18 protein-coding genes are annotated in these 19,649 nt (G+C 43.4%); 15 read left to right on the forward strand and 3 right to left on the reverse strand.

Features of this window, described 5'->3' with window-relative positions:
• Position 1: 1 nt before the first annotated feature.
• Both AB4135_RS07925 and AB4135_RS07930 read left to right on the forward strand, forming a co-directional pair.
• Positions 2–409 carry a cytochrome c gene (locus AB4135_RS07925; protein WP_371991831.1) on the forward strand — a complete coding sequence of 136 codons (408 nt, stop codon included), beginning with the start codon at positions 2–4 and terminating at the stop codon, positions 407–409.
• A 280-nt stretch (positions 410–689) separates the two neighbouring features.
• Positions 690–1,799, forward strand: coding sequence for a glucosaminidase domain-containing protein (locus AB4135_RS07930; protein ID WP_371991833.1), 1,110 nt, complete (start codon positions 690–692; stop codon positions 1,797–1,799).
• A 61-nt stretch (positions 1,800–1,860) separates the two neighbouring features.
• On the opposite strand, the gene AB4135_RS07935 is transcribed toward AB4135_RS07930, so the two are convergent.
• A complete protein-coding gene (locus AB4135_RS07935; protein ID WP_371991835.1) occupies positions 1,861–3,723 on the reverse strand; it encodes a methyl-accepting chemotaxis protein in 1,863 nt (620 codons plus the stop codon).
• 388 nt (positions 3,724–4,111) lie between these two features.
• Here AB4135_RS07935 and AB4135_RS07940 point away from each other — a divergent pair, with 388 nt between their 5' ends.
• The 4 genes from AB4135_RS07940 to AB4135_RS07955 all read left to right on the forward strand — a co-directional run bounded on the left by AB4135_RS07940 (position 4,112) and on the right by AB4135_RS07955 (position 7,272).
• Positions 4,112–5,065 carry an ornithine cyclodeaminase family protein gene (locus tag AB4135_RS07940; RefSeq protein WP_371991837.1) on the forward strand — a complete coding sequence of 318 codons (954 nt, stop codon included), beginning with the start codon at positions 4,112–4,114 and terminating at the stop codon, positions 5,063–5,065.
• Positions 5,066–5,239: 174 nt separating this feature from the next.
• On the forward strand, positions 5,240–5,773 hold the full coding sequence (locus AB4135_RS07945) for an RNA polymerase sigma factor (RefSeq protein ID WP_371991839.1): 534 nt from the start codon (positions 5,240–5,242) through the stop codon (positions 5,771–5,773).
• A gap of 24 nt (positions 5,774–5,797) precedes the next feature.
• Entirely contained in the window at positions 5,798–6,328 is a 531-nt protein-coding gene (locus AB4135_RS07950; RefSeq protein WP_371991841.1) for a hypothetical protein, read from the forward strand.
• The gene (locus AB4135_RS07955) at positions 6,325–7,272 is read left to right on the forward strand and encodes a DUF4097 domain-containing protein (protein ID WP_371991843.1); all 948 of its coding nucleotides are present in this window, start codon (positions 6,325–6,327) and stop codon (positions 7,270–7,272) included. Before AB4135_RS07950 ends, AB4135_RS07955 begins: the two co-directional genes overlap by 4 nt.
• A gap of 595 nt (positions 7,273–7,867) precedes the next feature.
• Here the strand turns inward: AB4135_RS07955 and rsuA are convergent.
• On the reverse strand, positions 7,868–8,560 hold the full coding sequence (gene rsuA / locus AB4135_RS07960) for a 16S rRNA pseudouridine(516) synthase RsuA (RefSeq protein WP_371991845.1): 693 nt from the start codon (positions 8,558–8,560) through the stop codon (positions 7,868–7,870).
• A 346-nt stretch (positions 8,561–8,906) separates the two neighbouring features.
• Between rsuA and AB4135_RS07965 the strand changes: the two genes are divergently transcribed.
• The 4 genes from AB4135_RS07965 to AB4135_RS07980 all read left to right on the forward strand — a co-directional run bounded on the left by AB4135_RS07965 (position 8,907) and on the right by AB4135_RS07980 (position 13,062).
• Complete coding sequence (locus AB4135_RS07965; RefSeq protein ID WP_371991846.1) at positions 8,907–10,991, forward strand: M13 family metallopeptidase; 2,085 nt, start codon at positions 8,907–8,909, stop codon at positions 10,989–10,991.
• 240 nt (positions 10,992–11,231) lie between these two features.
• Complete coding sequence (locus tag AB4135_RS07970; protein WP_371991848.1) at positions 11,232–12,014, forward strand: RelA/SpoT domain-containing protein; 783 nt, start codon at positions 11,232–11,234, stop codon at positions 12,012–12,014.
• Positions 12,015–12,121: 107 nt separating this feature from the next.
• Complete coding sequence (locus AB4135_RS07975; RefSeq protein ID WP_371991850.1) at positions 12,122–12,523, forward strand: SMI1/KNR4 family protein; 402 nt, start codon at positions 12,122–12,124, stop codon at positions 12,521–12,523.
• Between the two features lie 38 nt (positions 12,524–12,561).
• Complete coding sequence (locus AB4135_RS07980) at positions 12,562–13,062, forward strand: DUF4447 family protein (protein ID WP_220739039.1); 501 nt, start codon at positions 12,562–12,564, stop codon at positions 13,060–13,062.
• A gap of 144 nt (positions 13,063–13,206) precedes the next feature.
• Here AB4135_RS07980 and AB4135_RS07985 read toward each other — a convergent pair whose 3' ends face one another.
• A complete protein-coding gene (locus tag AB4135_RS07985; RefSeq protein WP_371991851.1) occupies positions 13,207–13,833 on the reverse strand; it encodes a glutathione S-transferase family protein in 627 nt (208 codons plus the stop codon).
• Positions 13,834–14,048: 215 nt separating this feature from the next.
• Between AB4135_RS07985 and AB4135_RS07990 the strand changes: the two genes are divergently transcribed.
• From AB4135_RS07990 to AB4135_RS08010, 5 genes are all read left to right on the forward strand, one after another.
• The gene (locus tag AB4135_RS07990) at positions 14,049–14,585 is read left to right on the forward strand and encodes a PH domain-containing protein (RefSeq protein WP_371991853.1); all 537 of its coding nucleotides are present in this window, start codon (positions 14,049–14,051) and stop codon (positions 14,583–14,585) included.
• Between the two features lie 46 nt (positions 14,586–14,631).
• Entirely contained in the window at positions 14,632–15,897 is a 1,266-nt protein-coding gene (locus AB4135_RS07995; RefSeq protein ID WP_371991855.1) for an Nramp family divalent metal transporter, read from the forward strand.
• Positions 15,898–15,915: 18 nt separating this feature from the next.
• The gene (locus tag AB4135_RS08000) at positions 15,916–17,064 is read left to right on the forward strand and encodes a serine hydrolase domain-containing protein (protein ID WP_371991857.1); all 1,149 of its coding nucleotides are present in this window, start codon (positions 15,916–15,918) and stop codon (positions 17,062–17,064) included.
• 77 nt (positions 17,065–17,141) lie between these two features.
• Entirely contained in the window at positions 17,142–17,606 is a 465-nt protein-coding gene (locus AB4135_RS08005) for a DUF1456 family protein (RefSeq protein WP_020913893.1), read from the forward strand.
• A gap of 214 nt (positions 17,607–17,820) precedes the next feature.
• Positions 17,821–19,509 carry an NAD-dependent malic enzyme gene (locus tag AB4135_RS08010; protein ID WP_371991859.1) on the forward strand — a complete coding sequence of 563 codons (1,689 nt, stop codon included), beginning with the start codon at positions 17,821–17,823 and terminating at the stop codon, positions 19,507–19,509.
• Positions 19,510–19,649: the final 140 nt, after the last annotated feature.

Genomic DNA, 19,649 nt, shown 5'->3' on the forward strand with positions numbered 1-19,649 from the left:
CGTGCAATATTTACTAAAAATACTGACCTACACCAGTTTAGCCAGTGCAGCAATGATTTCAGGTTACGTGTACGCCGAGGATAACTCTTTCAAAGATACACTGGCGCTGCAGCAGTTAGGGTTAGCCAGCAACGTCCTGAGCTATCAAGCAGATGCGAGTTTAGGCGAAACTCTTGCCAATCAGCGCTGCATCGCTTGTCACGGTGATGCCATGCTAAAGATGATGACGACCTACCCTAACTTAAAAGGCCAAAAAGGCGCTTACCTGTTTAAACAGTTAGTACAGTTTAAGCGTGGTGATAGAGTAAACCCTATTATGCAAGCGCAAGCAGGCATGCTGTCTGAGACGCAGATGAAAGATGTCGCCCTGTATTACTCACAACAAGTCGCTGTTGATTTAAGCCAATAGCTCGTTCCTCTAAAGCTCGGCTATCACGCCGAGCTTTCTCCACTTAATCATAACTAACTTGCCCAGCTCTCCTCCCCAATTCCTTAACCACTTAGCGATCACACTGGTGCAATTCACGCTTTATTAACCTCGTATTAAGGTTGACAATGATATGCTGCACGCATTGATAGTACGGTGTTAAGTAAGTAAAAAATCAAGAATATTGGCCAATATTCGACTACGTTTAGACTGTACCTACCCATTTGCTAGTGCTCAATAAAAGCAACCAAAGGACGCTTAGATGCTTAGAAAACCTCAAGTACAACTCGCGCTACTTGCCGCTACCATTTTATTGCTAGTTTACGCAGCCAACTCTCAATTTAGCCCAGACAAAGACAGTACTGTCGTTAATACCGCTGAGACTGTAAAAAAAACTAACAAAGCGCCTAGTGAAACGGTCAATAAAAACAGCAGTGAACAGTCCAGCACCAACTCTGAACATCATCTTGTTGCTGCAGATCTTGCCACTAAAGAGGGGTCTACTCAGACCCAAATGAGCTTTATCAATATCTCTGATGATAGACCAACAAAGGCTCCTAAAGATATTCAAATTAACTCTCTTGACGAACTGTCTGCGCTGTTTGATTCACTCAATTACAATACCAAAAGTTGGCAAGCAGGCAACCGAGAAGTACCTAGGCTAACCTTCGACTCAGTCAGTGAGCGCTGGCAACAAACCTCTAATCAAATACCTGTCCAACAAAAAAAGATGGTGTTCTTTCGATTACTTGCGCCATTAATATTAATGGCTAACGAGAATATTCTATTAGAGAGACGCTTAATAGAATCCGCTCCTTTAGATGACATAGTATTGCTCAATATCGCAGTAAAATACCGACTAATTAAGAGCGTTGAACAACCCATAACCGAACAACAGCGACAGCAATTACTTGAAGAGATAGATATTCTGCCGCCATCACTGGTATTGGTACAAGCAGCGGAAGAAAGTGGCTGGGCAACCTCAAGGTTTACTATCGAGGGCAATGCATTTTTCGGCCAATGGGACTTTAGTGGTAACGGCATGATCCCCAAGCAACAACGAAAAGAACTAGGCAATTATGGCTTAGCTCGTTTTGATACACCGTTAGCGTCTGTTGAAGGATATATGCTTAATCTCAACACCAATAATGCCTATAAGAAACTACGCAGCTTAAGGGCGAGCTTAAGAGCGAGTAACTCGCCAATAACCGGTATGGAACTGGCTGGAACCTTGGATAAATACTCTGAAAGAGGACAGGCTTATATCGACGGGATCAGACAGATGATTAGTTATAATAAACTTGATCAGGTGGATGAGGCTTACTTGAGTGACGCCGCACCAATGCGTCTTATCCCTAGAGCCCCCCCTTAAACAAGCAGCATAAAAAAGGCTAGCCATGAAGCTAGCCTTTTTTATTGTTCAGAGCATAATGTTAGATTTTGAATTTACTCACTGCACGTTGTAAGAACTCAGCTCGCTCTTTTACATTTTCTGTTGCTGCAGAGTTTTCAGCGGCAGTATCGGCAGTGGCTTGAGCAATATCTCTAATCACCACCACGTTTTTATTTACCTCTGTCGCCACCATACTTTGCTCCTCAATCGCCGCAGCGATCTGAGTGCTCATATCCATAATATTAGTAACATCACTGTTTATTTGTTGCAGTAGATCACCAGCTGAAGCCGCTTGTACAGCACTTTCATCGCCTTGAATTCGGCTCGCGTTCATCACCTGCACAATAGAGCGAGTTCGACTCTGCAATGTCTGCACAATATTAGATATCTCTTCAGTAGACTCTTGTGTTCTCAAGGCTAAACTACGCACTTCATCGGCAACGACAGCAAAGCCTCTTCCTTGCTCCCCTGCACGCGCAGCCTCAATCGCTGCATTTAAAGCGAGTAGGTTTGTTTGCTCAGCAATAGACTTAATCACGCTTAATACGCTGCCGATGGTTTCACTATCTTTTTCAAGTTCATTAACAACGATTGAAGATTCATTAATTTGAGATGCTAATGACTCTATCTTTTCAATAGTTTGTTCTACACCACGCTGGCCAAGTTGAGCGTTCTGATGTGTACTACTGGCCTTATTAGCAGCTAGCTCAGTATTTTTAGCAATCTCTTCGATAGTCGCGCCCATTTCGGTCACAGCGGTTGCAACCATGTCAGTTTCATTTAACTGACTGCTGACCCCTTGCGAAGCGCTATTCACATTACTGGCGAGGTCTTGGCAAGATTGGTTCATGGTATCGACCGAGGTTGTCACCTGCTCAATAAGCTCCTGAAAGCTCTCAACCATACTGTTGAAGTGTTTAGCTATCTGCCCAAGCTCATCATCACTACTGTCATCACAGCGCATCGACAAGTCTTTGTTCTCTTCAATATGAGTTATTACCGCAGTGATCTGCTTCACTGGGTCAATAATACTGCGAATAATAACAAAAGTTGCACCAACTAAAGCGAGTGCAATTAACACGGCAATAGATAAGCCTAAGATAAATGCCGAGTTCTCTTTTTCTTCAATGGCTGTTCGCGCTAAAGATTCAAGTTGATTCAGCGCACTGTCGGTGTTGGCAACCGCTTGCCTTAGTTTGCCCATTTCCCCTTGAGTGATACTGAGGCCAAGTTGACGCTCTTTGACCACTAATAGCTTAAAGTCAGCACTGTATTGCTTGATGAACTTTGCAATACCTTGCTTTGAAGGTTCCTCTAAAAGCGATTGCGATAACACGCTATTAAACTGACTCATGCCGGCATCAAATTTAGCGATATAGCTATCGCTACGTCGAAGCATAAAGTCTTTCTCTGCTCGACGAAGTTGTAACATCTGCACCATTAATTGCGGCTCGTCATATTGCTTTACCAAGGACTCAACCTGATGAACAGCGCTGCGCAGCGTGCCATATAGTCCAGATTTAGGGGTTAAACCTATCTGTTGGTTTAGTGCAACGACATTTTTAAATGTATTACTGTATAGGCTCAAGTCATTGTTAAATGTAGTCAGCGCCTCTGTAGGAATGCCATATCGAGTAAACGCTTGATTGAGATCTTGGGTCAGTGCTTTAATATCATTATGATTTGATTGGTGTCTGTCGACATACTTAAGATCCAATCGAGATAGGAAATCTTTTTCATCACTGCGCAGACTTAACACTTCACTTTTAAGGCTAGAGATCTCTTGTGATGCTTTAGAAAGTTCAGACTGGACTTGGCCAAAATAAAGCTGCAAACCAAACATAGCAGCAAGCGCTGCTATAGATAGCACAGCACTTAAAAGTAACTTATGACGGATCAACATATAACCCCCAACAGCAAGATAAAAACATCTTATGAGCAATATTAAATATGACCGCGATTCTACAACATTACGTTATATATGGCCGCACATTTAACCATTTAAACCATAAAAACTTAATAAAACCGTAATACTCAGCAAATACCGCTTTAAGTCGACAACCGCAAAGCACTGATTTTGTTAATGTTAGGTATAGAGCACTGATGCCAGAGCACCACCCAATATATCTTCCATACCACAGAACAATGCTTAACAAAGTAGATAGCACTACAGCACTTCTTTTGCTGTATCCAAGCTAATGCAGCTTATATCCATATAAAATGTCGATTGACTCATTCTAGCAAGCCAAGCAAAATAATATAAAATATACCTTAATTATTAAGAGACCATCATGCAAGTCATAACTGCTGAATCTGTACATCAGTCCTTAAATTTCAAAGAGCTTGTCGATGCACTCGATGAAACATTTTCTCGACCCGCGGGAATGCCACAACGCCAAGTTTTTAGTCTTGATGAATCAACCAGTCACAGTGATGCTTTTGCCGTGCTGCCATCGTGGAACGAAAAAACCATTGCAGTAAAAGCTTTTACCTACTTTCCAAGCAACCCTAAAAAAGATCCAAACTTGGCTAGCCTCTATTCCAAAATCCTTATTTTTAGCCGCGAAACCGGTGAGCCACAAGCGTTAGTTGATGGCACCAGTGTAACCTACTGGCGCACAGCAGCGGTTTCAGCACTTGGCAGCCGGTATTTATCCCGTGAAAATTCTAATAAGTTACTAGTATGTGGTACCGGTAACTTGGCTTCATTTATGGCGCTTGCCCATGCGAGTGTTCGGCCAATCACGCAGATTAAGGTTTGGGGTCGCAGTGAAGTCAAAGCCCGAGCAACGATTGAGCTTATCCGTAATAAGCGCAGTGATATCGAGGTGATCTACTGCGAAGACCTAGAAGCTAGCGTACGTGAAGCAGATATAATTAGCTGCGCAACAGGCTCACCAACTCCCTTATTCCCAGCAGAGTGGGTACAAGCAGGCACCCATACCGATTTTGTCGGTAATCATAACCATGATCGTCGCGAGTGTGACTCGGCATTAATTCAAAAATCAGCAGTATTTGTTGATTCGAAAATCAATGTGTTTGCTGAAGCAGGTGAACTGTTATTGCCTGTCGCGGAAGGCGTATTCTCCCTCGATGAAGTAAAAGGCGAGTTGGCTCAATTATGCCGTTCTGGAACTCTAGCAAGGGAAAGTGCAGAGCAAATCACCCTATTTAAAACTGTTGGAACAGCGCTTTCAGACCTTGTCGGCGCACAATTGGTCTACGAAAAAGTAAGCCAAGACTAAATAGCTACAAAAATGGGGTTGCCTCTCAGCCCCATCAAACCTTGTTAGCCCCCTCTTTAAGCCCGCTATCGCTTCAGCAATACTACCCATTTAATATTTATTTTATTTCTGTTTAAACCTTTTTATAGGTTAGCTTTGTCTTATCTATATCGGCAGGCACATAAGGAACATGTAGTGACAGCACAATTGAAGGTCTTACAACAGAGTTCATTTAATGAACCGGACCTTATCGATAGCGCCAAAAAAGGCGACAAAGCAGCGTTTAAGCAGCTTTATCAGCAACACCATAAACGAGTGTATGCACTGTGCTTTCGCATTACAGGGCAAGTTGCATTAGCAGAAGATGCCACCCAAGACTGTTTTGTTACTTTGTGGCAAAAGCTGCCTCAGTTTAAAGGGCAAAGCCAGTTCACCACTTGGCTGCACAGCCTATCGGTTAATCAGGCGCTAAACAGCCTTAAAAAGCACCGCTCTTTTTGGTCTCGATTTACTGCCAGCGACACAGATGTCGAAACGGTCAATGATGAGTATGAAGATCTCGATAAAATTTTAGTGCGCTTGCCTGAACGAGCCCGAATAGTGTTCGTACTGCATGCACTTGAAGGTTACAAACACCAAGAGATTGGTCAGCTTATGGGGATCGCTTCGGGAACTAGTAAGGCGCAATACCATAGAGCACAAAAGTTATTAGCTGAAATGCTGGATTAAATGATGGTTAACAGGGGTATAGAAATGAGCCATTCACAAGATAAATTGCAGCAGTTGATCGCACAAACGCCCAACACATTAACGCCTGAGCGGGAACTGTGGACTGATATCGAAAAGCAACTGGATAAACCGGAATACAACCAGCCGAATCATTGGCGCAGAGTTGCCGTTGCAAGCGTGGTACTCCTCTGTGCAGTTATTGGCACAACACTATGGAATAACAGCGCTATCACGCCCACTTATACCGCGCAAACAGTAACTGTACCACTGTTAACAACACTTGCGGATATAAAGCGAGAACATGAGCAACAAGTTGCTTTATTAGAACAAAGTCAGAAAGTTAACTGGCAATCAACTGAATTGGGCTTACCACTCAATAAGGGCATTGAACAACTCAGAAAAGCCGCTGAAAAAATTTACCAAACACTAAAGAAAACCCCCAATGACAAAGAGCTATGGCAACTGTGGCTTTGGACCCAACAACGAGAAATTGAGTTATTACAGCAAGGTCAAAAATTACCTGCTGCAGACAAAAATCAGGGAGCACTAATATGAATAGAACACCACTTATCGGTTTAGCATTAACCTCGCTTATCTTCAGCCAAACGATACTCGCAGCAGAAACCGTCGATCAAACACAGTCGCTCCAAGGCCAAGCTAAGGTCAGCGTCAATGTCCAACGAGGAGATGTTGTCTTTAAATCTTGGGATAAGAACCAAGTTTCTGTAAAAGGTGAGCTCGACGAGTTAAGCGAAGGGTTAACTTTTACTGTTAATGGTAGCCATGTGGTGATCGAAGACAAGATGCCTAGACAGTACAACGGTAACAACAAAGATGGCTCCAATCTCACTATCATGCTACCTCAGCAGATAAAGCTGCAAGCTGAGGGCGTTTCAGCCAACTACCGTATTGATGCTTTCAACGGAAAGATGGATATTAGTTCGGTCAGTGGCGATATAAAAGCCAGCCAGCTAAAAGATAAAGTGATGCTACATACTGTTTCTGGGGATATCAGCAGCCGTGCACTGAGCGGTAAAGTCATGCTTGAAACCGTCTCTGGCGAGATAAAAGATACAGATAGTTCAGGAAAAGTGGCTTATCGCCTAGTCAGCGGTGAACTCACCGCAAATAGCCGTGCTGATCAAATATCAGTCGAATTAGTCTCTGGTGATGCGACTGTAGCATTAGGTGATGTAGACAGTCTTAGCATAAAAACCGTTAGCGGCGACATTGAGCTTTCAGTTGGCAAACTTACTGACAAAGCAAAACTAGGCAGTGTCAGTGGTGATATCGAAGTCCACTTTACCAGCGAGGTCAACGTATCATTCAACATCAATGGCGGCCCAGGTGGCACGATCAAAAACAAGCTAAGCAATGATCAGGTTTCAAAAGAACAATATTCCCCGCAAACGTACCTTAAATTTCAAGCGGGAGATGGCAGCGCTAACCTCAATGCCTCTACCATTAGTGGCAATATAGCGTTGTCTAATACCAATTAGTATAAAGATTTGATCGCTCAGCGAGAGTTTAGCGGCTTTGAGGTAAGGTCATTAAATGCTCCTCGGTAACTGCTCCTGCGTTACTCTCGATAATTGCTCCTGCATTATTCTACCTTCGACCATCCTTGGTCTCGTACCTCCTATATCAGACCTCCAAGGAGGGAGGGAATGTCTGATTTTGTATGGAACAAAATAGACCATATAGTCGTGCATGAATGACATTCACCACGTCTGACCTCCAGGGATGGAGGGAATGCCTTAAGCATGTCAGGAACATGCTAGGTCATGTGGTTCGCAATGAATGAAGAGCATAGTTATTCTACGTTCAAGTTCATTAACGCAGCATCAGAGCCTCTAAAACTCGCCTGAAGGAGTGTTTTTGGCTTTTAAGAACACTCAAGAATGGCCTTCGCTCATTTTTTATTTAGTAAAAAATGAGCGACTGCAATATGGCTTATGCCAATTGCATTAAGTATGGTCATAACGTTGGTATGGAACTGAAAAATGAGGTCTGATTGGCTTATTTCCAATAAAGCTTAATCAGACCGTCACAATTAATCTGTACCACCGAACAATAGTGAAACCGCTAAAAATCTTACTTAACAGAATTAATTTCGCTCTCTGTTAGAAAGCGCCATTCACCTAGCTCAAGCGTGCTATCAAGCTCTATCTCTCCAACAACTTCACGATGAAGCTTAGTCACCTTGTTACCGACAGCTGCCAGCATACGTTTAACTTGATGGTATTTACCTTCAGTAATGGTCAAACGTGCTTGATGAGTACCCAACAGTTCAAGTATGGCAGGCTTAGTTAGACCATCTTCATTATTGAGTTGCAGCCCAGTAGCAAACTGCTCAACTAAATCTTCAGTTAGTGGGTCAGCAGTCTCTAACAAGTAACGCTTGCCACACTCTTTCTTTGGTGAAGTAATCTTGTGTGACCATTTGCCGTCAGTGGTGATAAGTACTAACCCTGTGGTATCTGCATCTAAACGACCTGCAATATGCAGATCTTCAGGACGAATCACATCAAGCAAGCCTATAACTGATGGATACTCTTCATCTATGGTTGAACAGATAGTATCAACAGGCTTATTGAGCATAATAAAGCGCGGGCCGATAACTTTTAGTATCACACCTTCTAAACGAATTTCGTGCTCGTCAGTCACTTTAAAACCTGAAGTTTTAACCACCTCACCATTACAAGTGACATCCCCACGATGCAGTGCTTTCTTCGCAGAAACACGAGAATGGGAAGTTGACTCACAAATAAATTTATCTAAACGCACAGTAATACTCAGCTATATGATCATAATGGCCGACATTATGAGGGCTACAGATGTAAAGGGCAAAGTTTTGCCAATACTTAAGGCTACGTTTATCACTGCTGTAGAGGCATTCATAACTTAATGCGCTAATAAACATCGACAAATTTAGACGGTAAATAGTTCAGGAAACCTTTTCTTACACATGTTGATTCAATTTAGTCGGTAAGTTTACCCCCAAACCGTATTCACAAAGCCTGAAAAACCTTAACATGTGTTACCCAATGTAATTTGTGCTATCTAGATAAAAGCACAAGTGCATCGCTTGATTTATAAAACAAAAAAATTGACGGTATATAAAGGAAGAAAAATGAAAAAAGTACTCGTTGGGGGCTTATGCGCTTCCCTTATCGTAGGCCTAAGCGCTTGCAATAGCGACACTACAGCCACTAAAGCACCAGAAACAAGCAAAACAGAAGCCGCAGTTGCCGTGCAAAAAGCACTAACTTCAGGCATCGATTTTGCCAACTTCGATAAATCAGTTCGCCCACAAGATGACTTTTACTCTTATGTAAACGGCACTTGGGTTAAGAACACCACTATCCCGAGCGATCGCACTAGCACAGGTGCATTTTATGATCTTCGTGAAAAATCACGTGATGACGTAAAAGCCATTATCGAAGAAGTCGCTGCAACCCCTAACCTTAAAGCTGGTAGCGATGAGCAAAAAGTGGCTGATCTTTACCGTTCATTCATGGATGTTGAAACACTCAATAAATTGGGCGTGACACCAATTCAGAGCGAACTTGATAAAGTCAGTGCCATTAAGAATAAAGATGAGCTAGTGACTTATTTTGCTCGTAGCCAAGTGATTGGCGGCGGCACGCCAATGGCATTTTACATCGGTGTCGATGCGAAAGACTCTAGCCGTTATGCAACACATATCTGGCAGTATGGCTTAAGCCTGCCAGAAAAAGATTACTACTTTAACCAAGACGAGCGCTTCGTAAATATCCGTAAGGCATTCGTAGCACACATCGAAAAGATGTATACCCTTGCAGGTCTTGCTAACCCTAAAGCTAGCGCTGAAGCGGTACTGGCTCTTGAAACATCAATTGCTGAAAAGCATTGGGATGTCGTTGAAACTCGTGATAGCACTAAGACCTACAACTTATATCAAGTTAAAGATCTGCCAACGCTTGCACCTGATATCAACTGGGATGGTTACCTGACTACTCTTGGTGCAGATAAGCAAGCTGACATCATCATCAACCAGCCTAGCTTTATCCAAGGACTGAATGAAGTCATCAAGACGACTGACCTAAATACTTGGAAGACCTACATGCAGTGGCAAGTACTGACACATGCAGCAAGTAGCCTAAGTGAAGAACTAGATACTGAAAACTTTGAGTTCTTCTCTAAAACACTTAATGGCCAAGAAGAGCAACAACCACGCTGGAAGCGCGGTGTCGCTTCAGTCAACGGTTTGCTTGGTGAAGTAGTAGGTAAAGTCTATGTTAAGCGCCACTTTGCGCCAGAAGCTAAGACACGCATGCAGACTTTGGTTGAGAACTTACGTGGCGCCTACGGCGATAGCATTGAGTCACTAGAGTGGATGAGTGCTGACACTAAAGTCGCTGCTAAAGATAAGTTAGCTAAGTTTGATCCTAAGATTGGTTACCCTGATCGCTGGGAAAACTACGATAAGCTAGCCATCAAAGCTAACGACCTGTTCGGCAACAACCTGCGCGCAAGCGAGCTGAGCCATGAGAACGAGCTAGAAAAACTCGGTAGCCCTATTCGCAAGTGGGAATGGCATATGACTCCGCAAACGGTTAATGCTTACTACAACCCAACCATGAATGAAATCGTATTCCCTGCCGCAATCTTGCAGCCTCCATTCTTTAATATGGAAGCTGATGATGCGGTTAACTACGGTGGTATTGGTGCGGTTATTGGTCATGAAATGGGTCATGGTTTTGACGATCAAGGCGCTAAGTTTGACGGTGAAGGCAATATGCGTGATTGGTGGACAGAGCAAGACTTGAAAGAGTTTTCTGCTCGCGGTAAAGCCCTAATCGATCAGTACAATGATTACGCCGTATTTGACGACCTGCACGTTAATGGTGAACTAACACTTGGTGAGAACATTGGTGATCTTTCTGGTGTAACCATCGCTTACCGTGCGTACAAGAAATCACTTAATGGTCAAGAGGCACCTGTGATTGATGGCCTGACAGGCGATCAACGTTTCTTCATTGGTTTCACCCAGATCTGGCGTGCAAAAATCAAAGAAGAGTCAATGCGTAATCGCGTTGCGACAGATCCACATTCACCTGCACAGTTCCGCTCACTTGGCGCACTTTCAAACATGCCAGAGTTTTACAGCACTTATGACGTGAAACCTGGTGATGCTATGTATATTGCTCCAGAAAAGCGCGTTAAAATTTGGTAATTACAGCAATATAAACCGCCGTAATTAGCGATAAAAAAGCCGTTGATGACAAGTTCATTCAACGGTTTTTTTTTGCTAATCCGCTCACACATCTGATTATGAATAAATGTTAATTTGCCATTCAGCATAGCTTCAGTATCCACAGGTTAGATTAATACCAAATCTGATTCGCAGTACCTCTTCTATACCAGAGAGGCAATCAGATTTGATATAGGTCTACAGCCATTAAAAGGGATAGCTATGAATCGGATATTACGAACATTTTTCATTTTCTTATTGCTACTTTCGACCCGTTCAGCCTTCGCACAAGCAGTGCCTCTCGAACACGATATCAATACCTCAAAAGGTAGCTATAACGCTAAACTGGCATTTTCCAATGATCTAGATGGCCTCACCGCTATCGAATCAATACAGTATCAACAACCAAGGCAAACTAGCGCAGACTTAAACTCTCTTTACGCAAACGCTTCAAGCGCTCAGCAAGAGCTGGCGCATTTGCTAAACCACATTACCGAGCAAACTCAAACCCAATCGATTCTCGCTGATGTAAAAACTCGCGAAAGAGCAGAAGCTAAAGTCAGAAACAAACTCGATGGTGATGCTAGCCAACTTACCGATCTGGTTAGGGCAAGCATTGTCAGCAACGATATACAAAACCTGATGCAAGCATTTGCACTGGTTAAAACTGATAGCCAAATCATTCAAGTTAAAAACCGCTTTGCTGAGCCAAAAGAGTCTGGTTATCGTGATCTCAACTTGCTGGTTAGATTGCCTCAGTCACAGATGATTGCCGAGATCCAATTGCACTTGGCAGATATCGCAGAGATAAAAAGTGGCGATGAACATGAGGTATACCAACAAGTGCAGCAGATCCAAGCTAATGCCGCAGATCAATTACGACAACTTGATGATTTAGAAGCGGCAAAAATAGTCCAGCTACGCCAGCAGTCACACAAGCTTTACCACAAGGCATGGCTTAGGTATAAGCGCTTAGATCAAGCCAATATTCTAGCCGCAGCCTAAAACCTCTAAGCGGGGCCCAAAATACGCCCCGCAACTCACATCTCTTTTTGTGACTTGTCAGATAAAAGTCTATACTCCCGCCCAATAGTCTTCACACGCGAAAAAATATGAACGATATCATTGAGCAACTACAAGAGATGAGCGAAACGGTTCCTGTACCGTTAGAGCTTGCAACCTTTGAACAAATTGTTGAAGTCGAGGAAGAGATCTTAATCCCACTGCCTCTGGCTTTAAAAGAGTACTTGATGGAAGCCAGTGATGTGATCGTCGGCAGTTTAGAGCCTGTCACAGCCAGCGATCCGCATTCCCATACCTTTTTGCCAGAAGTAGCAGCCTACGCATGGTCTATCGGCTTACCGCGTGAATTTGTCCCTATCTGCCAACGTGGCGATGCTTTTTTCTTTATCAGCCAAGAAGGTGAAGTGAAGTTATGGCAAGACGGTGAGATAGAAGAGGACAGCTGGGAAACATTCTGGGAATGGGCTGAAAATGTTTGGATGCGTAGCTAAGTTAGCTAAAGTGCTACAAATTAAATAAAGGAAACACCATGTCTAAAGTTCTTGGCCTAAACGCCATTGAAATGCAGTACCTACGTCACTCACTTGCGCTAACCACCGCCCAAGTTGCCGAGATAGGCAAAGTCACAGAAGCCGATGTCATTGCATGGGAAGCGGGCGAAAAGCCAGCGCATATGCCTGTACAAAAAAAGCTGATTGAAATTGATGAAGCGATCGAAATGCAGGTACTGAATACTTGCGACGGTATTGAAGAACTATTTACTAAAGAGCCTAAGCGTACACTGAGCTTTGTGGTTTACCCAACGCAAGCTCTATATGCCCAATATAACCCCGAGTTTCTTGGGACTCTGCCACTTGCAGAGCTATACAACACTTCAGCTTGGCGTATTAAGAAAGAGTGTAAATTGATGCTTGAAGTGGAAGTGGTTCTGGTCCCGCTTAATTTTGAGTCTTACAAAGCATTCCGCGACAAAGATGGCCTCAAAGAGAGCCGTGAGAATCGTGCTAAATGGGCTGCAGCTCAGTTATAACGTTAACACCTAGCTTTTATCCTTAGGGTTATATACAAAGACGGAAAATAAAAGACGATTTTACAGTACTTTTATATTGAACCGTTTTTCATAAAAAAAGCATCCAGGTGGATGCTTTTTTTGTATTAGACTCGGTGCCTTACCCTACTCAGCTTCGCCCGCCAGCTCTTTCTCAAGAGCCGTGACCATGGCTGTTCGAGCCGTAATCCTGTCTCGGTAGGCGGCTAACTTAGGCGGTATATCCTGCTCAAATCGTGTCGCCCATAACAAGGTGTGGCCTAAAAGAATATCTGCGACACTGAGCTCATCGCCAAGTAAGAACTCGCTATCAGGTAGCCAAAGCTCTGCAATCGCAGCGGCTTTATCAAACTCCCATTTTGCTACCGCAAACATAGCCTCAAGTCTTAACTCCTCTGGTATAGCAAACTTATGCTTACCAATTGTCCATAAAGGCTGCTCAAGCTCATTGGTAATAAAGCTTAGCCACTTATGATGCAGTGCTGATGCATCTGAACCAGCTTTGGGTAGTAAGCGGCCTTCACCATATTTTTCAGCCAAAAATACTGCAATAGCCGCAGACTCAGTAATAACGTTGCCATTATCGATTAACGCAGGTACTTTTCCACAAGGGTTAATGGCTAGAAAATCGGGATGACGACTGTCACCTTTGGAAAAGTTAATGAACTCATATTGCCACTCAAGCCCTAACTCCTCTAATGTCCAAGACACTCTCAGTGAACGGCTACGTGGCACTCCATATAAAGTAATCATCTTGCGCTTCCTCTGCAGTAAAACCATTAAACTACTCCGTTAAGACGAAAATGGAAACTAACAATTAGTCCTAAAATAATTAAATAGCTTTAAATTAGATTCGAATTTGCTTAAGTTTATAAAAGACAATTAAAAGTAATCAGTTGAGTCACTTTGACCCGCTAGGCTGAGTCAATAAATCTTGGATTGGACAACAATCACTGAAAGGACACTGTATGCAGCAGAGCACGGAAACAAGTATCAAGAAGGCGGAATTTGTTAGTAACCTTGGACAATACTGGTTAACACCATTTAGCATTTTATTAGCGCTATCGATTGTCGGTTTGCCGTTACTGCTGCTATGGCTACCCATAGGCCATATTTTTACCAAGCGTTATATCGCCAACATGAGCACTGAGTTAACCGACAAAAAGCTTATTGTCCGCAAAGGGGTTTTTACCCGCACCGAAAATACTGTACCACTAGATAAAATCACTGACATGGCACTTATCCAAGGGCCGCTGATGCGGATGTTTAAACTGCATAAGCTAACGATTGAAACCGCTGGGCAATCGGGTACTGGGGCACTGCTAAATTTAACCGGAATTGTCGATGCTGCAGATTTTAGAAGTCAGGTCTTGGCGCAGAAAGAGAAACTCAGCCAACTTGAAACCAGTCCAGTACAAGATGAAAATAATGACACTAGTGTCGTGAGCCTTTTACAAGAGATCTCTGATACCCTCAAACGCATCGAAGCTAACAGTAAAAGTTAATCTTTGGCGTAGCACTTCCCTTAATCAATAAGACAGAATTTAAACCATGAGCAACAGTAATACTCAGTCACTATCCAAACCCTCTTTTCACTTAGGTGCACTATTAGGGGCTATGGGGCCGGGGATATTAATGGCGGCCGCCGCCATTGGCGCCTCTCACCTTGTCGCATCGACTCGCGCCGGAGCTGAATTTGGCTGGCAATTGGCTTGGGTCATTCTGGCGGTCAATATACTTAAATATCCCTTCTTTGCTGCCGGCGCTCGCTATACCGCCGCGACAGGTGAAAGCCTACTTGAAGGTTATTTAAAACAAGGGCGAAAGTATTTACTGCTGTTTACCTGTCTTAATGTGATTGCAGCCATTGCCAGCACTGCTGGTGTGGCGATGTTAACTGCAGCGATGTTGACCCAATTTGTACCGTTATCGATTGATCTATTGGCACTACTGGTACTTCTATCAAGTTTAACCATCCTTATTTTTGGCCACTACGCACTGCTCGATAAGATGACTAAAGTCATCATGCTGGCATTAACTTTAACCACATTAATCGCGGTTGCTTTAGCGTTTAACGCCCCGTCAATCGTGCAACCAGGGTTTGTATCGACCTCGCCATGGCAATGGGCCTACATCGGATTTTTAGTTGCTATGATGGGCTGGATGCCTGCCCCCATTGAAGTCAGCGCTTGGAATTCACTTTGGTTAATTGAAAAGAAGAAAAGCCAACAAATCAGTAAACAGCAAGCCATTCTCGACTTTAATTTTGGTTATATCGTCACCGCCCTGCTTGCCGTTGTATTCCTTGCATTAGGTACACTTGTTATGCATGGTAGCGGCGAGACATTTTCAGCATCTGGGGTGCAGTTTTCTCAACAATTGATCAGTCTCTATAGCAAAGTCATGGGCAGCGAAAGCCGCTACTTAATAGGAATGGTGGCTTTTTTATGTATTTTCAGCACCACAGTAACCGTCATTGATGGTTATAGCCGTACGCTGAACATGGGCTGGCAGTTATTAAAGGGTGGCCGATACAGCGAAAAGAGACTCAATATAGTGATGTGTTTAATGAGTCTGTGTGGGCTGGCTATTATCTTATTTTTCAAAGGAGCACTGCTTCCACTGCTTGAGTTTGTTATGATCCTCGCCTTTATGACTACAGTGATTTTTGCTTGGCTTAACTATAAGTTGATGATCAGCACAGCAATTCCACTTGAAGATCGCTATGGTGCAAAAATGAGAGTACTCTCTCTGGTCGGTTTAACTTACTTAGTAAGTTTTGCTGTTCTATTCATCTATTGGATGCTGACTAAATAACGGAACGCCACACTCCCAATGCATTTTCTAACTAAAACTCTGTTCAGCATTTTAGTGCTAACCTTGTTGCTATGGGCAGCGAACAAAGCCAGTGCGAACCTGATAGCTAACAGTGATATCGCGAGTCAACTGCCTACCATCATTGCCCAGAATGAACGCCCTTTTAACGGCATCATTATAGTTAAGCGTGATGATGAACCGCTATTTACCTATATTTCTGGTGATGATGTAAAACTGCAATCAAGCTTCATTATCGCCTCACTCTCCAAACAAGTGACTGCTACATTAGTGCTTAAAGCTGTCGATGACGGTAAGTTAGAATTAGCAAGTTCAGCCAATCGCTATTTGCCCATAGCTCAAAGCAAAGATGCAACGATTCCTGATAGTGTCACCATCTCACAGCTGCTCAGTAATACGTCAGGGCTTATCGCTCCAGGTAAGCCACCACTATTTGAACCTGGTAGCCAGTTTAAATACTCAAACTACGGTTACACACTACTTGGGGAAATACTTGAGAATGTTTACCAGCAGCCAATCACAACGCAGATAAATGCGCTGAATGAGCAAGCGGCTTTAGGTGGTCTCACGGCTCAACTGGGCAAGACATCGACAATTAGAAAACATTACTCACAACTATTGCTTGGTAGAGCTGAAACGATACATCAGCAAGATGGCAATACATTTTCGAGTTATCAAGATGCTGATGTTAAAATTACGCCGCAATTGCTCCCGGCTGGCGGCATAATGGCGTCTGCAGATGCATATAGTCATTTTCAATATGCACTCTTTTCAGGAAAGTTGATCAGCGAAAAAAGTTTAAAGGCAATGACCACCAGCCACAGCATACGCACTCATCGCTGGGGACAAGTCGGATATGGTTATGGTACTCAACTAGACGAATACAAAGGTATTACCGAGTATAGCCATAGCGGGTATCTGCCGGGGTATGTCAGCCTAGCGCTTTACTATCCTCAGTCGAACGTTAATGTCGTTGTGTTGGAAAATACTTCATGGGATCTACACGATACTCAGCGCACATTTGGCTTACACGACAAGCTACGTGAAAGTATTCGCAATAAGCTGGTGTTACTGGAAGACAGACCCGTCGCCAAGTTATACCAAGCAGGTAAACAAGCCCTTACCACAACTCTAATTGCGGCAAAGTAAACGCTGAGCATTTCTGCTATAATACGCCGCGATGACTACGCAGCCGCGTGGTCAAATAGATTAAAGAAAGCACATATATGATTAACAACGATATTTTACGTAAAGTTCGCTACATTCTTGACTTAAGCAACGCAAAGATGATCCGTATTTTTGCCAAGGCTAAGCATGAAGTTACCCAAGAACAGATGATAGACATGTTGAAAAAAGAGTCTGAAGAGGGCTACCAGCCTTGTAACGACAAAACCATGTGTATGTTCCTTGACGGCTTCGTGATCTACAAGCGCGGACTCAAGCCTGGTGCAGAAGTACCAGAGCCTCTTTCACAGCTAACCAACAACCTTATTTTCAAAAAATTAAGAGTTGCTTTTGAGCTACGTGAAGACGATATTCTTGAAGCATTGACCCTCGCCGAATTTAACATGTCTAAATCGGAACTGGGCGCTTTATTTAGAAAGCCAGGTCACAAGCATTACAAGCCTTGTGGTGATCAAGTTCTACGTAACTTCTTGATGGGACTTTCGCTTAAGCATCGTCCAAAGTAAGCATTCGCTTATATTTAGTTTCGAACGTAAAAAAGCACAGCAATCGCTGTGCTTTTTTACGTCTAAAACCTCGCGGCGTTTAAAACAACCTAGCTATTAAAAAAATCAATTTATCCGCCTACAAAATACAATAATGATCACACTTTGTGTTAGTCTTCGGTGATTAATGTCACAGCTCCCCACAACACTAACAAAAACAGAGAAAAGGTTTCTAATGGACGATAATAAACGCCCGCTGTATCTTCCTTTTGCCGGTCCTGCCATTCTTGAAGCGCCGTTGATTAACAAAGGCAGTGCTTTTACCGATGAAGAACGTATCTTTTTCAATCTTGAAGGCCTGCTGCCCCATGTCATTGAAACCATCGAAGAGCAAGCATCACGTGCTTATGACCAATATAAGAATTTTACCAATGATCTAGATAAGCATATCTATCTTAGAAACATTCAAGATACCAATGAAACGCTCTACTACCGTTTAGTGCAAAACCATATTACTGAAATGATGCCAATCATCTATACCCCAACAGTGGGTATGGCTTGTGAGCGTTTCTCAAAAGATTACCGTCGCAACCGTGGTTTGTTCATCTCATACCCGAATAAAGACCGCATCGATGATATTCTTAATAACTCTACTCGCCAGAAAGTTAAAATCATCGTAGTAACCGACGGTGAACGTATTCTTGGTCTAGGCGATCAAGGTATTGGTGGCATGGGGATCCCAATTGGTAAGCTTTCTCTTTACACCAGCTGTGGTGGTATTAGTCCCGCATATACCCTGCCCATTACTCTCGATGTGGGTACCGACAACCCACATCTGCTCGAAGACCCTATGTATATGGGCTGGCGTAATCCACGTATTGGCGGTGAAGAGTACACTGAATTTGTTGAAGCCTTTATGCAAGCGGTTCATCGCCGCTGGCCTGATGCCCTGATTCAGTTTGAAGACTTTGCCCAAAAAAATGCCATGCCATTATTGGAACGTTATAAAGACCAATATTGCTGCTTTAATGATGATATCCAAGGTACCGCCGCGGTCACTGTTGGCTCGCTTTTGGCCGCATGTAAGGCTGCAGATACTCAGCTCAGCGAACAACGTATTACCTTTTTAGGCGCGGGCTCAGCTGGCTGCGGTATTGCTGAAGCTATCGTGGCACAAATGGTGTCAGAAGGGATAACTGAAACTCAAGCGCGTAAGCAAGTGTTTATGGTTGACCGCTGGGGTATGTTGCAATCGAATATGCCAAACCTACTGCCGTTCCAGCAGAAATTAGCGCAAGATTGTGACGATATAACAAATTGGGACAATTTCAGCGAAAATATCTCTCTACTGGATGTGGTTAACAATGCTAAGCCTACAGTATTGATTGGCGTATCAGGTGCACCAGGTTTATTTAGTGAAGAGATAATTAAAGCGATGCACAGCCATTGTGAGCGCCCGATTGTATTCCCACTATCAAATCCGACAAGCCGCGTAGAAGCGACGCCAAAAGATATTCTACACTGGACTAAAGGCCAAGCGCTGGTAGCAACAGGTAGCCCGTTTGAGCCAGTCGTGGTTGACGATGTGACTTACGAGATCGCACAGTGCAACAATAGCTATATTTTCCCTGGCATAGGTCTTGGAGTCCTAGCTGCTGGTGCAGAGCGAGTCAGTGACGCTATGTTGATGGCATCAAGTCGTGCATTAGCTGAATGCTCGCCGTTATCTATCGATGGTGAAGGTTCACTGCTGCCGCAACTTGAAGATATTCATAAAGTGAGTAAACATATCGCCTTTGCGGTCGCTAAAGTGGCTATCGATGAAGGACATGCTCTGCCAACTAGCGATGAGTTATTGACTCAAGCTATTGAAGATAACTTCTGGACAGCAGAATATCGCCGTTATAAGCGAACCTCTTTCTAGGGTTTAGATACAAGCCCTTAGCTAAGAAGTAATTACAAGATAAGCAGCCTTACTCGGCTGCTTTTTGCTTACTGACTATTGGGGACTAGACTCTTTGTTCCCCTCCTTGCAAACGTTATAATTAACAAGCGTACACTGCT

The sequence above is a fragment of the Shewanella sp. 10N.286.54.B9 genome (assembly GCF_041468565.1).
GTDB lineage: Bacteria > Pseudomonadota > Gammaproteobacteria > Enterobacterales > Shewanellaceae > Shewanella.

Coding starts and splice junctions, on each gene's coding strand:
- AB4135_RS07935 (WP_371991835.1), bottom strand. CDS start 3,723: ATGTTGATCCGTCATAAGTTACTTTTAAGTGCTGTGCTATCTATAGCA.
- AB4135_RS07975 (WP_371991850.1), top strand. CDS start 12,122: ATGAACGATATCATTGAGCAACTACAAGAGATGAGCGAAACGGTTCCT.
- AB4135_RS07955 (WP_371991843.1), top strand. CDS start 6,325: ATGAATAGAACACCACTTATCGGTTTAGCATTAACCTCGCTTATCTTC.
- AB4135_RS07995 (WP_371991855.1), top strand. CDS start 14,632: ATGAGCAACAGTAATACTCAGTCACTATCCAAACCCTCTTTTCACTTA.
- AB4135_RS07990 (WP_371991853.1), top strand. CDS start 14,049: ATGCAGCAGAGCACGGAAACAAGTATCAAGAAGGCGGAATTTGTTAGT.
- AB4135_RS07965 (WP_371991846.1), top strand. CDS start 8,907: ATGAAAAAAGTACTCGTTGGGGGCTTATGCGCTTCCCTTATCGTAGGC.
- AB4135_RS07950 (WP_371991841.1), top strand. CDS start 5,798: ATGAGCCATTCACAAGATAAATTGCAGCAGTTGATCGCACAAACGCCC.
- AB4135_RS07970 (WP_371991848.1), top strand. CDS start 11,232: ATGAATCGGATATTACGAACATTTTTCATTTTCTTATTGCTACTTTCG.
- AB4135_RS08010 (WP_371991859.1), top strand. CDS start 17,821: ATGGACGATAATAAACGCCCGCTGTATCTTCCTTTTGCCGGTCCTGCC.
- AB4135_RS08005 (WP_020913893.1), top strand. CDS start 17,142: ATGATTAACAACGATATTTTACGTAAAGTTCGCTACATTCTTGACTTA.
- AB4135_RS08000 (WP_371991857.1), top strand. CDS start 15,916: ATGCATTTTCTAACTAAAACTCTGTTCAGCATTTTAGTGCTAACCTTG.
- AB4135_RS07985 (WP_371991851.1), bottom strand. CDS start 13,833: ATGATTACTTTATATGGAGTGCCACGTAGCCGTTCACTGAGAGTGTCT.
- AB4135_RS07980 (WP_220739039.1), top strand. CDS start 12,562: ATGTCTAAAGTTCTTGGCCTAAACGCCATTGAAATGCAGTACCTACGT.
- AB4135_RS07930 (WP_371991833.1), top strand. CDS start 690: ATGCTTAGAAAACCTCAAGTACAACTCGCGCTACTTGCCGCTACCATT.
- AB4135_RS07940 (WP_371991837.1), top strand. CDS start 4,112: ATGCAAGTCATAACTGCTGAATCTGTACATCAGTCCTTAAATTTCAAA.